This is a genomic window from Bradyrhizobium sp. 14AA, from assembly GCF_054185205.1.
Window position 1 is genome coordinate 18,955 of sequence record NZ_JAVAYM010000015.1, and the last position, 13,626, is coordinate 32,580.

At 64.9% G+C, this 13,626-nt stretch carries 13 protein-coding genes; 7 read left to right on the forward strand and 6 right to left on the reverse strand.

The features are described 5' to 3' along the window. The first annotated feature begins 231 nt into the window (after positions 1–231). The 5 genes from RAD15_RS25055 to RAD15_RS25075 all read left to right on the forward strand — a co-directional run bounded on the left by RAD15_RS25055 (position 232) and on the right by RAD15_RS25075 (position 6,897). On the forward strand, positions 232–411 hold the full coding sequence (locus RAD15_RS25055; RefSeq protein WP_458180858.1) for a hypothetical protein: 180 nt from the start codon (positions 232–234) through the stop codon (positions 409–411). Between the two features lie 139 nt (positions 412–550). Continuing rightward, entirely contained in the window at positions 551–1,213 is a 663-nt protein-coding gene (locus RAD15_RS25060; protein WP_458180860.1) for a protein-L-isoaspartate O-methyltransferase family protein, read from the forward strand. A 205-nt stretch (positions 1,214–1,418) separates the two neighbouring features. Beyond that, positions 1,419–2,804, forward strand: a complete 1,386-nt coding sequence (locus RAD15_RS25065; RefSeq protein WP_458180861.1) for a TolC family outer membrane protein — start codon at positions 1,419–1,421, stop codon at positions 2,802–2,804. 305 nt (positions 2,805–3,109) lie between these two features. Next, positions 3,110–3,880 (forward strand): PopZ family protein, encoded by a 771-nt coding sequence (locus RAD15_RS25070; protein ID WP_458180862.1) that lies wholly within the window; start codon positions 3,110–3,112, stop codon positions 3,878–3,880. Positions 3,881–4,020: 140 nt separating this feature from the next. Then, a complete protein-coding gene (locus tag RAD15_RS25075; RefSeq protein ID WP_458180863.1) occupies positions 4,021–6,897 on the forward strand; it encodes a valine--tRNA ligase in 2,877 nt (958 codons plus the stop codon). Between the two features lie 2 nt (positions 6,898–6,899). Here RAD15_RS25075 and RAD15_RS25080 read toward each other — a convergent pair whose 3' ends face one another. Beyond that, positions 6,900–7,502: a DNA-3-methyladenine glycosylase gene (locus tag RAD15_RS25080; RefSeq protein ID WP_458180864.1), complete on the reverse strand. Its 603-nt coding sequence runs from the start codon at positions 7,500–7,502 to the stop codon at positions 6,900–6,902. A 130-nt stretch (positions 7,503–7,632) separates the two neighbouring features. Between RAD15_RS25080 and lipA the strand changes: the two genes are divergently transcribed. Both lipA and RAD15_RS25090 read left to right on the forward strand, forming a co-directional pair. After that, positions 7,633–8,589, forward strand: coding sequence for a lipoyl synthase (lipA, locus tag RAD15_RS25085; RefSeq protein ID WP_458180865.1), 957 nt, complete (start codon positions 7,633–7,635; stop codon positions 8,587–8,589). Positions 8,590–8,595: 6 nt separating this feature from the next. Next, entirely contained in the window at positions 8,596–9,066 is a 471-nt protein-coding gene (locus RAD15_RS25090; RefSeq protein WP_458180866.1) for a type II toxin-antitoxin system RatA family toxin, read from the forward strand. A 110-nt stretch (positions 9,067–9,176) separates the two neighbouring features. On the opposite strand, the gene RAD15_RS25095 is transcribed toward RAD15_RS25090, so the two are convergent. The 5 genes from RAD15_RS25095 to RAD15_RS25115 are packed head-to-tail and all read right to left on the reverse strand — an operon-like array spanning position 9,177 to position 13,625. Further along, positions 9,177–9,992 (reverse strand): c-type cytochrome, encoded by an 816-nt coding sequence (locus RAD15_RS25095; RefSeq protein ID WP_458180867.1) that lies wholly within the window; start codon positions 9,990–9,992, stop codon positions 9,177–9,179. After that, positions 9,992–11,614: a b(o/a)3-type cytochrome-c oxidase subunit 1 gene (locus RAD15_RS25100; protein WP_458180868.1), complete on the reverse strand. Its 1,623-nt coding sequence runs from the start codon at positions 11,612–11,614 to the stop codon at positions 9,992–9,994. The genes RAD15_RS25095 and RAD15_RS25100 overlap by 1 nt, the downstream gene beginning before the upstream one ends. Next, positions 11,601–12,164, reverse strand: a complete 564-nt coding sequence (locus tag RAD15_RS25105; RefSeq protein WP_458180869.1) for a cytochrome C oxidase subunit II — start codon at positions 12,162–12,164, stop codon at positions 11,601–11,603. The genes RAD15_RS25100 and RAD15_RS25105 overlap by 14 nt, the downstream gene beginning before the upstream one ends. After that, complete coding sequence (locus RAD15_RS25110; RefSeq protein WP_458180870.1) at positions 12,161–12,337, reverse strand: hypothetical protein; 177 nt, start codon at positions 12,335–12,337, stop codon at positions 12,161–12,163. The genes RAD15_RS25105 and RAD15_RS25110 overlap by 4 nt, the downstream gene beginning before the upstream one ends. 19 nt (positions 12,338–12,356) lie before the next feature. Beyond that, on the reverse strand, positions 12,357–13,625 hold the full coding sequence (locus RAD15_RS25115; RefSeq protein WP_458180871.1) for a cytochrome c: 1,269 nt from the start codon (positions 13,623–13,625) through the stop codon (positions 12,357–12,359). Between the last annotated feature and the right edge of the window lies 1 nt (position 13,626).

Consider the following 13,626-nt stretch of genomic DNA (forward strand, 5'->3'; position numbering starts at 1 on the left):
TGATCCAGCCCGGGGAGCCAAATTCCGCTGTAAATTCAATAATATGCAGACGCACATTGATGTGGCGTGCGATGTCGCTTGAGTCGTTTCGAGGCGGCGCCTGATCGGTCCACGCAGAATCGCGTTCAAACAAATGTGTGCGGCGGCGCCATCGTGACCGTCGGGGCAGCACCAAATCGACTTAATTGAAATCGAGCTTCACGGGGCCGGACCCTTACGGAGCTGATTCCCATGCCCGACATCCAGATCGACCGTGCCCAACTGGCCCCCTCGATTCTGCCGGCCGACGTCCCCGAGCTGAGCGACGATGAGTGCATCGCCTGCCTTGCGCGCGCGGTCGAGACGCCCGATTCGGCACGGCTGGACGAAGTCGCTGCCCTGATCGGACGCCTCGCGGTGACGATCGAATAGTCCGTATCGCTCCCTGGTGCGGTGAGTGCGCAAGCGTCGGCCGGTGGAGGCCAACGGTCATGTTGCGTTTTGGCCGGGCATGTTCCAAAGATGCCGCCAATTCCTCCCAGCGGCATCGTCCGCATTTCAGGGTCCGCAAATGTCCGGTTTCTCGACCGCGCGCCTCAAAATGGTCGATGGCCAGGTGCGCACCAATGACGTCACTGATCGCCGCATTCTCGACGCCATGCTCACGGTTCCCCGCGAGGCGTTCGTGCCGGCGGCCAGGCAGGCATTGGCTTATCTCGACCTCGATCTCGACGTAAGCGAGGGCGCCGACAAGCGTTTCCTGATCAAGCCGCAGCTGACCGGCAAGCTGCTCCAGGCGGCCGAGATCGGCGAAGGTGACAACGTGCTGGTTGTGGGCTGCGCCACGGGATACCTCGCCGCGCTGGCTGCGAAGCTCGCGCGCCATGTAACTGCGACGGAATGCGATTCGGCCCTGGCCGGGAAGGCCAGGGATACCTTGGTAGGCCTCGGGCTCACCAATGTCGCCTGCAAGGCCGCTTCCTGCACCGAGGGCGACCCGTCTGCCGCTCCCTATGACGTGATCATCCTCAACGGCGCGGCCGAGGTGACCCCCGAAGCGCTGCTCGGGCAGCTGAAGGAGGGCGGGCGTCTGGTGGGGGTCTCCGCCGAATCGCGGCCGCCGCGGGCCATGATCGTGACCCGTACCCACGGCGAATTCGGCCACCGGGCGCTGTTCGATGCCGCAGCTCCGGTCCTTCCCGGGCTGGAACGGGCCGCCGCCTTCGTCTTCTGACGTCCAAAGCCCTACAAAATCCCGTTCCGAATCAGAAGTGTGGCCGGGATGCTGCACGTGAAGAGTTTCGACCGGGAACGACCTTGAGGTAGTTCCGTCGCGCCAATCCGCGTCCTATGTTGCGGCGGGGCAACGACTCCACTCGGTAGACGATAACCCAGCTCGCGGGCACGAGCCGGGCGTTAGAATGAACGGAAATTTTGGGATGCATGGGGTGAAGCTCTTCACCGGAGCAGCGGTTTCGGTCCTGCTGCTGGCGCTCGTCGGGCCGACGCCTGCCTTGGCGGACACGATCGATGCCGCCTTGGTGCGCGCCTATCAGAACAATCCGCAGCTCAACGCACAGCGCGCCCAGGTGCGCTCCACCGACGAAAACGTGCCGCAGGCTTTGTCCGGCTATCGGCCCAAGGTCTCGCTGACGGCCAGCGGTGGCTATCAATATACGGATTTGCAGAGCGGCGTGGGGAGTAACTCAATCCACGGATCCGTGTTGCCTCGCAGCGCCGGAGTTACCGCCACGCAGACGCTCTACAATGGCAACCAGACTGCCAACCGAACGCGGGCGGCGGAGAGTCAGGTGTCCGGTGCGCGCGAAGCGCTGCGCAGCCTCGATCAAAGCCTGTTGCTACAGGCCGCCACGACCTACATGGATTATCTGCGCGATTCCGCCACGCTGGAAGTCCAGCGCAGCAACGTGCGCGTGCTCGAGCAGACGCTGAAGCAGACCCGTGATCGCTTCAACGTCGGCGAAGTGACGCGCACCGACGTTGCGCAATCGGAAGCGCAACTGGCGGCCGGCAAGACGCAGGCGCTCACCGCGGAAGCGAACCTCACCACGACGCGGGCGAACTTCCGCCGCATCATCGGCAACGAGCCGACGAACCTCGCACCGGGCTCGCCGGTCGACCGCTTCCTGCCGTCAACGCTCGCTTCGGCCGTCGAGCTCGGCCTGATCGAGCATCCCAACGTCACGGCCGCAATGTATGGCATCGACGTCAATTTCTTGCAGGTCAAAGTCGCCGAAGGTGCGTTGCTGCCGACGGTTACGGTCCAGGCATCGGCCACGCAGTCCAACGAGCAGTCCTTGATTCAGTTGCGCTCGTTCAACGCATCCGCGATCGCGCAGGTCTCGGTGCCGATTTATCAGGGTGGAGCAGAATATTCGCTGATCCGCCAGTCCAAGGAAAACCTGGCGCAGCAGCGTCTCAACCTCGAAACGACGCGTGACCAGACCCGCGCGAACGTCGTGCAGTTCTGGGGTACGCTGCAGGCCGGCAAGGCGCAGGTGCAGTCCGCGCAGGCGCAGGTCACCGCGTCCGAGATCGCACTCAACGGTGTGCGCGAGGAAGCCAAGGCCGGTCAGCGCACCACGCTCGACGTGCTCAATGCGCAGCAGGCGCTGGTCAACGCGCGCGTCGCGCTGGTGACCGCGCAGCACGACCGCGTGGTGGCGTCCTATAACGTCCTCTCCGCCGTCGGCCGTCTGTCGCCCCAGGTGCTCGGTCTTGCGACCACGGTCTACGATGCCAGCGTTCACTACCATCAGGTCCGCGACAGCTGGGGCGGCGTGCGTACGCCTGACGGGCGCTGATTCCCGTAGTCATCCGGTCGGCCTCGCGAACAGCCGCGGCCGACCGGTGCTTTGCTTGCAATCATCAAAATCCCTGACATAGCCTTGCCAAGAAGATGCGGGTCGATTCGCTCCGCATTCGATGTCGTTTGCGTAAAGGTTGAGTGCCGAGGGCAGGGGCGCGCCGCCGCACGTTGAGCCGTGATCTGGGGACAAGTCGGGCTGCCGCGGCGAAAATGTCGGGGGGCTCGTTGCGGAACCGGCCAATCCTGCCGTGCTTGGTGTAAAACAACGCATGCGAGGGCGTTGATGATGTGGAGTCGGAGATGACGCAGCCTGCAAAGGTCACAGAACCCTCGATGGAGGAGATTCTGGCCTCGATCCGGCGCATCATTGCCGACGATGAGGCCAAGCCACCGCCGGCTGAAGCCGCCAAGCCCGAGAAGGCCGCAGCGCCCGCCGCGCCGCCGAAGCCGCAGGCGATAAACGACATTCCGCCATCCAAGGTCGCACCGGCCAAACCGGCCGCCGAGAAGCCCGCACCACCCCCGGCTGCAAAGCCCGCTCCGGCACCGCCGCCACCCGCAGCTGCGGCGGAACCGAACAGCCAGGACGATATCGACGCGCTGCTGGCGGGGCTCGACGCGGCCACGCCTGCGCCCGAGGTCCGCGCGCCGGAGCCAGAGCCAGAGCCTGAGCCCGACGTGCTCGAATTGACCGACGAGATGGCGATGGATCCGACACCGCCTCCGCCGCCGCCGAGCTTCCGCAAGGTCGAGCCGCGCGACGATCTCGAATTCGCCGAATCGCCGCCGCCGCGCCCGACCCCGCCACCGTCCTTCGCGCCCGTGGACTTCGATGCCCCGCCGCTGCCGCCGCAGCAGCCGATCCTGGCGCAATCGACGGTCTCCGCGGTCGAATCCGCCTTCAATTCCCTGGCCCATACGGTGCTGAGCAGCAATGCCCGGACGCTGGAGGATCTGGTCAAGGAGATGCTGCGTCCGATGCTGAAATCCTGGCTCGACGACAATTTGCCGGGCCTCGTTGAACGCATCGTGAAGGCCGAAATCGAGCGGGTCTCGCGCGGCGGCCGGTAAGACCGGCCCATAGCCCTCATAAAGCCCTGCTTGTGCGTCATGTTCGGCCTGCTGGCCGGGCCGGGAAGCCCCGTTGCCGCCAGGCTTTCCGTTGACGTTTCCGTTGACTTGGCCCCCGCGCGCGGCTTTCTAACAGCCCCATGATCGAGAAAAATTACCAGCCCGCCGATATCGAAGCCCGCATGTCCGTCGTGTGGGAGGACAGCCTTGCGTTCAAGGCCGGCCGTCCCGACCGCCGCGACGCCGTGCCGTTCACCATCGTGATCCCGCCGCCGAACGTGACGGGCTCGCTCCACATGGGCCACGCCCTCAACAACACGCTGCAGGACATCCTGTGCCGCTTCGAGCGGATGCGCGGCCGCGACGTGTTGTGGCAGCCAGGCACCGACCATGCCGGCATCGCCACCCAGATGGTGGTCGAGCGGCAGCTGATGGAGCGCCAGCAGCCCGGCCGCCGCGAGATGGGCCGCGAGAAGTTTCTGGAGCGGGTCTGGCAGTGGAAAGCCGAGAGCGGCGACACCATCATCAATCAGCTCAAGCGGCTCGGCGCATCCTGCGACTGGTCGCGCGAGCGCTTCACCATGGACGAGGGCCTGTCGAAGGCCGTCATCAAGGTGTTCGTCGAGCTGCACCGTGACGGCCTGATCTACAAGGACAAGCGGCTGGTGAACTGGGACACCAAGCTCTTGACCGCGATCTCCGATCTCGAAGTGCAGCAGACCGAGGTCAAGGGGCACCTCTGGTATCTGCGCTATCCGATCGAGGGCAAGACGTTCAACCCCGAGGATACCTCGACCTTCATCGTCGTCGCCACCACGCGTCCCGAGACCATGCTCGGCGATACCGGCGTTGCCGTGCATCCCGAGGACGAGCGCTATCAGAAGCTGGTCGGCAAGAACGTCATCCTGCCGCTGGTCGGCCGCAAGATCAAAATCGTCGCCGACGAGTATTCCGATCCGGAGAAGGGCTCAGGTGCGGTCAAGGTGACGCCAGCGCACGACTTCAACGACTTCGAGGTCGGCAATCGCCATGGCCTGGCCCGGATCAACGTGCTCGACAAGGAAGGTTGCCTCGACCTCGTCGACAACGAGGATTATCTGCGCAATCTGCCCGAAGGCGCCGCGCAATTCGCCGAAGAGTTTCACAAGGTCGACCGCTTCGCTGCGCGCAAGCGCATCGTCGAGCGGCTGGAATCGTTCGGCTTCGTCGAGCGGATCGAGCCGCACACCCACATGGTGCCGCATGGCGACCGCTCGAACAGCGTGATCGAGCCCTATCTGACCGACCAATGGTACGTCGACGCGAAGACGCTGGCGAAGCCTGCGATCGCCGCGGTGCGTTCGGGCGAAACGTCGTTCGTGCCGAAGAACTGGGAAAAGACCTATTTCGAATGGATGGAGAACATCCAGCCCTGGTGCATCTCGCGTCAGCTCTGGTGGGGCCATCAGATCCCGGCGTGGTATGGGCCGGACGGCAAGGTGTTCGTCGCCGAGACCGAGGAGGAGGCCGTCAGCCACGCGCTCGGCTATTACGTCGAGCAGGAGGTCATCACGGTCGAGCAGGGCCGCGAGATGGCGCTCGACCGCAATAAGCGCGAAGGCTTCATCACGCGTGACGAGGACGTGCTCGACACCTGGTTCTCCTCGGCGCTGTGGCCGTTCTCGACGCTCGGCTGGCCGGAAGACGCACCCGAGGTGCAGCGCTACTATCCGACCAATGTGCTGGTCACGGGCTGGGACATCATCTTCTTCTGGGTCGCCCGTATGATGATGATGGGCCTTCACTTCATGAAGGAGGCGCCGTTCTCGACGGTCTACATCCACCGACTCGTCCGCGACGAGAAGGGTGCCAAGATGTCGAAGTCGAAAGGCAACGTCATCGATCCGCTCAACCTGATCGACGAGTACGGCGCGGATGCTCTCCGCTTTGCGTTGGCACGCGAGGCGGCCCACACGCACGACATCAAGCTTTCGTCGCAGCTGGTCGAGGTCAACCGCAATTTCGCGACCAAGCTCTGGAATTCGTGCCGCTTCGCCGAGATGAACGAGTGCGTCGTGCCGGAAGGCTTCGAGCCGGCGAAGGCCAAGGAGCCGCTGAATCGCTGGATCGCACACAAGGCAGCGGAAGCCACTCGCGAGGTGACCGAGGCGCTCGAAGGGCACAGCTTCAACGAAGCTGCAAGTGCGATGTATCGGTTCGTCCTGAATATCTATTGCGACTGGTACGTGGAACTCGCAAAGCCTGCGCTCCTCGGCGCAGATGGCCCGCTGCGGGCCGAGACCCGCGCCATGGTCGCCTGGGCGCGTGACGAGATCCTGAAGCTGCTGCACCCCTTCATGCCCTTCATCACCGAAGAGCTGTGGGAAGTGACGGCCAAGCGCGACGGGCTGCTCGCCCTGGCGCCATGGCCGCTGAAGCCGGCCGGGCCGACGCCGGAGCAGCTTGCGGTGCTCGCGGCAACCACGGGGACGACCGATGCGCTGGTCTCGCCGGCCTGGGTGCTGCCGATCTTCGACCATGCCGACTTCACCGATCCCAAGGCCGAGGCCGAGATCGGCTGGGTGATTGATCTCGTGACGCAGATCCGTTCGGTTCGCGCCGAGATGAACATCCCGCCGGCAACGCTGACGGCGCTGGTGCTCGCGGGCGCCTCGGTCGAGACGAAGGAGCGCGCCCCGCGCTGGACCGACGTCATCAAGCGCATGGCAAGGTTGTCGGACATCTCCTTCGCCGACCGCGCGCCTGACGGCGCGGTTCAGCTGCTCGTGCGCGGCGAGGTCGCCGCGCTGCCGATCAAGGGTGTCGTCGACGTCGCCGCCGAGCGCACGCGCCTCGACAAGGAGGTCGGCAAGGCCGACGCCGACATCAAGCGCGCCGAGTCGAAGCTCGCGAACGAGAAGTTCGTCGCCCATGCGGCCGAGGAGGTCGTCGAGGAGGAGCGTGAGAAGCGCGAGGCCGCGCTGGCCCGCAAGGCCAAGCTGCTCGAGGCGTTGGAGCGGCTGAAGCAGGCCTCCTAGACCTACTTCGGAAACGGCTTGCTCAAAAACTTCGAGCCCCTGACGCCATAGCGCCAGGGCAGCTCGGCCGCCTTGGTGATACCGATCCGGATGCCGGCCGCGACCTCGACATCCTTCGTCCGCGCATGCAGCGCGATCGGCGGGCGGTCCAGCGGCAGGGTGTTGTGCGCAATGGTGATGCCGAGCGCCTCCGTCAGCTTGCCCGGTCCCGAGCAAAGCGCATGCACATCCTGGAGATGTCTGCGCCGGCGCATCGCGGCGATGCCGTGCGTCGGCTCCAGCGCGCGGATCAGCACCGCGCTGGCCGAGCCTTCCTCCTCGCAGACGAAATTCACGCACCAGTGGATGCCGTAGGAGCGGTAGACATAGGCAAAGCCGGGCGGGCCGAACATGATCTGGTTCCGCGGCGTCGGACCGTTATAGGAGTGCGCCGCCGGCTCGGTATGATGATAGGCCTCGACCTCAACGACGACCCCTCCGACGCCGTCGACCAGCATCGTCGCGCCGATCAGGTCGGGCGCGACCTCGTGGACGCTGCGCGCGAAAAAGGCGCGCTTCAGGAGCCTGCCGAGCCGCGGTGGTGGGGTGTTCGAGATTGGAGCCATTCGAGGTGAGAATCGCCTGAGAACAGAGCAGGATATTGCCCATATCTGCCATGTTCCCTGAAGCGGTGCGAGCCGGGTTGCGATGCGTGGCCAGACCGACTAGGTAGGACCTGAACAGACCGGACACCCCATGGTCGTTATTGTCGATACCATCACGAACCCGCTGCGCCCACGTCACCCTGAAAAGGTGAACCGTCCCGATTCCGCTTCGCCGCCGAAGCCGGACTGGATCCGCGTGCGCGCGCCCAATACCCGCGGTTATGCCGACACCCGCAACATCGTGCGCGCCAACGGCTTGCATACTGTGTGCGAGGAGGCGGGTTGCCCGAATATCGGCGAGTGCTGGGACAAGAAGCACGCGACCTTCATGATCATGGGTGACACCTGCACCCGCGCCTGCGCCTTCTGCAACGTCAAGACAGGCCTGCCGAATGCGCTGGATGCCGCCGAGCCGCAGAATGTGGCCGAAGCGACCGCCAAGCTGGGGCTGGCCCACGTGGTCATCACCTCGGTCGACCGCGACGATCTTGCCGATGGCGGCGCCGAGCACTTCGCCCAGACCATTCGTGCGATCCGGGCCGCGTGCCCCTCGACCACGATCGAGATCCTGACGCCCGACTTCCTTCGCAAGGAGGGGGCGCTGGAGGTCGTCGCTGCGGCCAAGCCCGACGTGTTCAACCACAATCTCGAAACGGTGCCGTCGCGCTATCTCACGGTGCGGCCGGGCGCACGCTATTTCCACTCGATCCGGCTGCTGCAGCGGGTCAAGGAGCTCGATCCCACCATCTTCACCAAGTCCGGCATCATGGTCGGCCTCGGCGAGGAGCGCCACGAGGTGCAGCAGGTGATGGACGATCTGCGCTCCGCCGACGTCGACTTCCTGACCATCGGGCAGTATCTCCAGCCGACCCGCAAGCACCACGCCGTGATGCGCTACGTGCCGCCGGACGAGTTTTCGTCCTACGAAAAGGTCGCCTACACCAAGGGCTTCTTGATGGTGTCGGCAAGCCCGCTCACCCGCTCGTCGCATCATGCCGGCGAGGATTTCGCGAGACTGAAGGCTGCGCGGGCAGCTCACGCCCGCTGACGTATCATGCATCGAGTTTCGAGCAAGCACCGCGTCAACCACAGCGCGTCCGAGATGTTTGATCTGGTCGCCGATGTCGAGCGCTACCCGGAATTCGTGCCGCTGTGCAGCGCGCTGAAGGTCCGCCAGCGCATGGCGAAGCCCGACGGCACCGAGGTGCTGATCGCGGACATGACGGTGTCGTTCAAGCTGGTCAAGGAATCCTTCGCCAGCCGTGTGACGCTCGACCGCGCCAATCTGAAAATCCTGGTTGAATATCTGCAAGGTCCGTTCAGCAATCTGGAAAACCGTTGGACGTTCGAGCCCAAAGGTGAGGGCGTCTGCGACGTCGGTTTCTTCCTCGCCTACGAATTCAAGAGCCGCATGCTGGCGATGCTGATGGGCTCGATGTTCGACGCCGCCTTCGCGCGATTCTCCGCCGCGTTTGAGAAGCGGGCGGACGCGATCTACGGCCGGCCGAAGCTGGCGTCGACGTAGGGCGCACTCTCTCCATCGTCATTGCGAGGAGCTCTTGCGACGAAGCAATCCAGACTCCCTCCGTGGAAAGATTCTGGATTGCTTCGCTTCGCTCGCAATGACGGTGGCAATCAATCCACCGCCTTCACCACATCCGGCGGCTGCGAGGCGTAATACGCCGCGGCCTGCTCGATCTCCTGCGGCGTCATCGCGCGCGCGATGTTGCGCATCTGCTGGCTGATGTCGTTGCGGCGCTCGCCGGCCGCGAAGGCCTGCAGCTGCGCTTTCATGTAGGCCTCGGACTGGCCTTCGAGCCAGGGGCTGCCGGTCTTGTTGTCCAGACTGCCATGGCAGGCGCCGCAGGGCGCTATGCCGCGGATCGGCGCGCCGTAGATGACGATGTTGGGTTTCGGCAGCTGCGGCGTCGGGTGATAGGCCGGCAGCCGCGGCAGATAGGCATAGTAGTTCGAGAGATCGGCAATTTCCTGGTCCGTCAAATTGACGGCGAACGGCGACATCACGGCATTGGTGCGCGCGCCGGAACGGAAATCGTGCAGCTCCTTGTAGATCACGGCCGCATACTGGCCGGCGAGGTTGGGCGAGTCCGCGCGGCTGATGCCGGTCGGGCCGTGGCAGATCGCGCAGCGCTGCGCCAGCGTGGCGCCGCGGCCGATCGCCTCCTGGCTCGGACGCGACAGCGTGTGCGAGGTCAGCACGACCTCCGACAGGCGTTTTGCCTGTTCGGGTACCGCGATGCTCGCCGCACGCTGTGGCACGCCGGCGGCGCTGCAGATCGCGTCCCAGACGTTGGCGAACTGGACCCAGGGCTGCGCGAAGGGCAGCACGATGAAGCCGGCAATCGCCGTCACGATGAAGATCGCGGCGGTAATGCCGACGCCAAACTTGAAATACCTGTTACGGAAGGTGAACAGGTCGCGCGTGCTCATCACTGCGCTCCCACATAGACGGCCGGAACTGACGTGCCCTCGGTCAGCGCCAGCGTCAGGATCGGGTAGCCGTAATTGGTGAGCGTGAGGCCGATCATCAGCGCCACCCACAGCGCGTGCGTGTTGAGCGCGACCGGCACGGTCGCCGGTTGATGCACGGCCAGCGCAAAACGGTAGGGGCCGGCCTCGACCTGCGGTGCACGCATGCCGCGGGCCAGGATGACGATGAACATGATGCCCGACGCGAGCAGGATGAAGCCGCCGATGGCCGAGAAGGTGACCGAGAGCGCCTGCGGCGCAATGGCGGGATCGCCGAAGTCGAAATAAGCCATGCGGCGCGGCATGCCCAGGATGCCGACCCAGTGCCATGGGAAGGTCGTCACGATCATGCCGATGAACCACAGCCAGAGCTGGGTGCGGATCAGGCGGATGTCGATCAGCTCACGCCCGGTCAGATGCGGCCAGAGATCGTAGGCGATCGCAAAATACATGATCACGATGGCGCCGCCGAAGATCAGGTGGAAATGGCCGGTGATCCACTGCGTGTTGTGGATCGAGGCATCGAGCTGATAGCTCATGTTGATGAGGCCGCCGGCGCCGCCGAAGCCGAGCATGACGAAGGAGAAGGCCAGCGCCAGCATCATCGGATTGTCCCAGGGCAGGGCCCTGAGCCAGCCGAACATGCCGCGGCCGCCGCGCAGGCGTGCCGCGATCTCGACCGAGGCGCAGATCGTGAACACGGTCAGCAGCGTCGGCAGCGCGACCAGCGCCGTGAAGGCCGAGTGGATGAACTTGAAGCCGGCGCCGACCTGCGGGTCGGCAAAGGTGTGGTGCATGCCGATCGGCATCGCCACGACCAGGAACAGGATGAAGGAAATCCGCGCCATGCTGTCGGAATAAATGCGGCCGCCGATCGCGCGCGGCACGATGGCGTAATAGGCGATGTAGGTCGGCATCAGCCAGAAATAGACGATAGCGTGCAGCGTCCAGGAGAAGAAGACTCGGGCAAGACCGGCATCGATGGTGTTCTTCAGCCCCGCCGCCACCGGAATAATCTGGAGCAGCAGCTCGAGCGCGGCGCCGACCGCGGTCCAGGCCCACAGATATGAGCCGGCGACGTTGGCGAACATGGCGAGCGGCACCGGCGCGCCGGGATGGGCCTTGCGCCAGACGCGCAGATTGATCGACATCAGCGCGACCCAGATCCATGAGCCGACCACGACCAGCACGACGCCGAGATAGTAGAAGACATTGCCGATCAGCGGCGGATAGAAGGTGTAGAGCACGGAGGCGCGGCCCAGCGCGATCGGGATCACCGCCATGACGCTGCCGATGACGATCAGCCAGAACCCGGTCCAGGCCCAGCGCACGCCGACCAGGCGCTGCTCCAGCGCAGACTCGCTGATGGCGTAGCCAAAGCCCATCGCCACCAGCGTCGGGAAGACGTAGCCCATCACCGTGCCGTGCGCGGTCAGCGAGCGGTAGTAGAGCTCGGGGTTGGACAGCCAGCTGCCGATCGGGCTGCGGATAAACATCTGCCAGGCGCCGAGCGTCAGCGCGATGCCGAACACCGCAAAAGCGAGCCAGAAATGGGCGAGGATGAGCTTCCTATTGACCAACACAGCTCAGCCTCCCGCCACCCTTCGCACGATCGGCGAATTCGGCCTTGCCGATCACCTTGACCTTGCCCCACATGCCCTCGTGGCCGAAGGAGCAAAACTCCTGGCAGGGCATCAGATAATCGCCAGTCCTGGTAAAGCGCATCAGCTGCTCGGAGACGTAGCCCGGCACCAGCATGGTGTTGACGTTGGTGCCCTGGATCAGGATGCCGTGCACGACGTCGGCGCTGGTGGCACGCAGCGTGATCGGCGTGTCCACGGGCACCACGATGCAGGCCGGCGTGAAGGAATATTGCTGGCCGATCGCGCGCACCGTCACGTTGCCGCTCGTCTCCAGCACGCTGCCGAGATTGCTTTCGACGAATTCGCCGGACAGATGGATCCGGGACGGATCGGTGATCTCGACGCGGGGCTGCGGCATGGTCGCGCGATGGATGCCGGCGAATGCCGCCAGCAGCGCCATCATCACGATGATGATCACGGCGACGGTGGCCCAGCGCCGTTCGACGCGGGCCGCGACCTCGGCGCTTCCATGGGTGTCCTCGGCGCTCATTGCAGCGGTCCGCGCGGCAGGAAGACGAACAGGTAGAAAGCAAGCCACATCGCGATCACGCAGGCCGTGGCGATGCCGGCGAGCACGATCGCGCCGGAGGGCCCTTGCGCAACGACGTCCTCGACGGCCTGGTCGGCGGCGGCTGGGCTGGTCGGCGGGTCGGAGTTGAGCATGACGAATCTCTGGCGCCTCTCAGTTCAGCGGTGCGGAGCGCAGCTCGTTGGCTTCGCGCGCCGAGACCGGCGTGCCGCGATTGCCCCAGGCGGTGCGGATATAGGAGACGACGGCGGCGACCTCGTTGTCGGAGAGGAGGCCTGCGAAGGGCGGCATTCCGTAGGGCATCGGGTTGCCCTTGGTGCCGGGCGGATAGCCGCCGTTGAGCACCATGCGGATCGGGTTGACCGCCGATTGCATCTCGATCGACTGGTTGTTGGCGAGCGGGGGCCAATGCGGCGGCTTGCCTTCGCCCTGCGCGCCATGACAGCTCGCACAGTTCTTGTCGTAGACGGTCTTGCCGAGGCTGATCAGCAGGCTGCTCTCGGTGGTCGGCAGCGCCGAGCTCGCGGCCGGCGGAGGCGAGGGCTCCGCGATGCTCTTGAGGTACACCGCCATCGCGCGGGTGTCTTCGTCGTTGAGATATTGCAGGCTGTTGTGCACGACCTCCGCCATCGGGCCGTAGACCACGCCCCGCGCCGAGACGCCGGTCTGGAGCAGATCGGTGATGTCCTTGATGCTCCAGTCGCCGAGCCCGGCCTCGCGATTGGACGTCAGCGAGGGCGCGTACCAATTCTGCATCGGGATCAGTCCGCCCTTGAAGGCGTCCGATTGCGAGGTGCCGCCGAGCGCGTTGATCGGCGAATGGCACATGCCGCAATGGCCGAGGCCCTCGACCAGATAGGCGCCGCGATTCCATTCCGCCGATTTCTTCGGATCAGGCTTGAACTCGCCCTCGCTGAAGAACAGCGTGCGCCAGCCGAGGATGAGCTGGCGGTTGTCGTAGGGGAAGCGCAAGTCATGCGGCTTGTTCTTCTGGTTCACCGGCGCGATCGAGCGCAAATACGCGAAGATCGCATCGCTGTCGGCGCGCGTGACCTTTGTGTAGGATGCAAACGGCATCGCCGGATAGATCAGCCCGCCATCCGGAAAGCGGCCGCTATGCATGGTTTTGTAGAAATCGTCGGCGCTCCACTTGCCGATGCCCGTCTCGGAATCCGGCGTGATGTTGGAGGTGTAGAGCGTGCCGAACGGGGTCGGCATGGCGCGGCCGCCGGCGAACAGGCGGCCTTCCGGCGCGGTGTGGCAGGCGGTGCAATCGCCGGCGCGGGCGAGATATTCGCCGCGCGCGATGATGTCGCTGCTCCTGTCCTGAGTCTTGTCCTGCGCCTGCGCAGCCGTGGTGAACGCGGCGAGAGCCAGGAGCTTGATCGACAACAGCGTGATCGACAGTTTCGAGCCCATCATC

Excerpts from the sequence above, each read along its gene's own strand:
- RAD15_RS25105 (WP_458180869.1), bottom strand. The coding sequence starts at position 12,164 with ATGAGCGCCGAGGACACCCATGGAAGCGCCGAGGTCGCGGCCCGCGTC.
- RAD15_RS25080 (WP_458180864.1), bottom strand. The coding sequence starts at position 7,502 with ATGGCTCCAATCTCGAACACCCCACCACCGCGGCTCGGCAGGCTCCTG.
- RAD15_RS25060 (WP_458180860.1), top strand. The coding sequence starts at position 551 with ATGTCCGGTTTCTCGACCGCGCGCCTCAAAATGGTCGATGGCCAGGTG.
- RAD15_RS25070 (WP_458180862.1), top strand. The coding sequence starts at position 3,110 with ATGACGCAGCCTGCAAAGGTCACAGAACCCTCGATGGAGGAGATTCTG.
- RAD15_RS25090 (WP_458180866.1), top strand. The coding sequence starts at position 8,596 with ATGCATCGAGTTTCGAGCAAGCACCGCGTCAACCACAGCGCGTCCGAG.
- lipA (WP_458180865.1), top strand. The coding sequence starts at position 7,633 with ATGGTCGTTATTGTCGATACCATCACGAACCCGCTGCGCCCACGTCAC.
- RAD15_RS25075 (WP_458180863.1), top strand. The coding sequence starts at position 4,021 with ATGATCGAGAAAAATTACCAGCCCGCCGATATCGAAGCCCGCATGTCC.
- RAD15_RS25055 (WP_458180858.1), top strand. The coding sequence starts at position 232 with ATGCCCGACATCCAGATCGACCGTGCCCAACTGGCCCCCTCGATTCTG.
- RAD15_RS25115 (WP_458180871.1), bottom strand. The coding sequence starts at position 13,625 with ATGATGGGCTCGAAACTGTCGATCACGCTGTTGTCGATCAAGCTCCTG.
- RAD15_RS25065 (WP_458180861.1), top strand. The coding sequence starts at position 1,419 with ATGCATGGGGTGAAGCTCTTCACCGGAGCAGCGGTTTCGGTCCTGCTG.
- RAD15_RS25095 (WP_458180867.1), bottom strand. The coding sequence starts at position 9,992 with ATGAGCACGCGCGACCTGTTCACCTTCCGTAACAGGTATTTCAAGTTT.
- RAD15_RS25110 (WP_458180870.1), bottom strand. The coding sequence starts at position 12,337 with ATGCTCAACTCCGACCCGCCGACCAGCCCAGCCGCCGCCGACCAGGCC.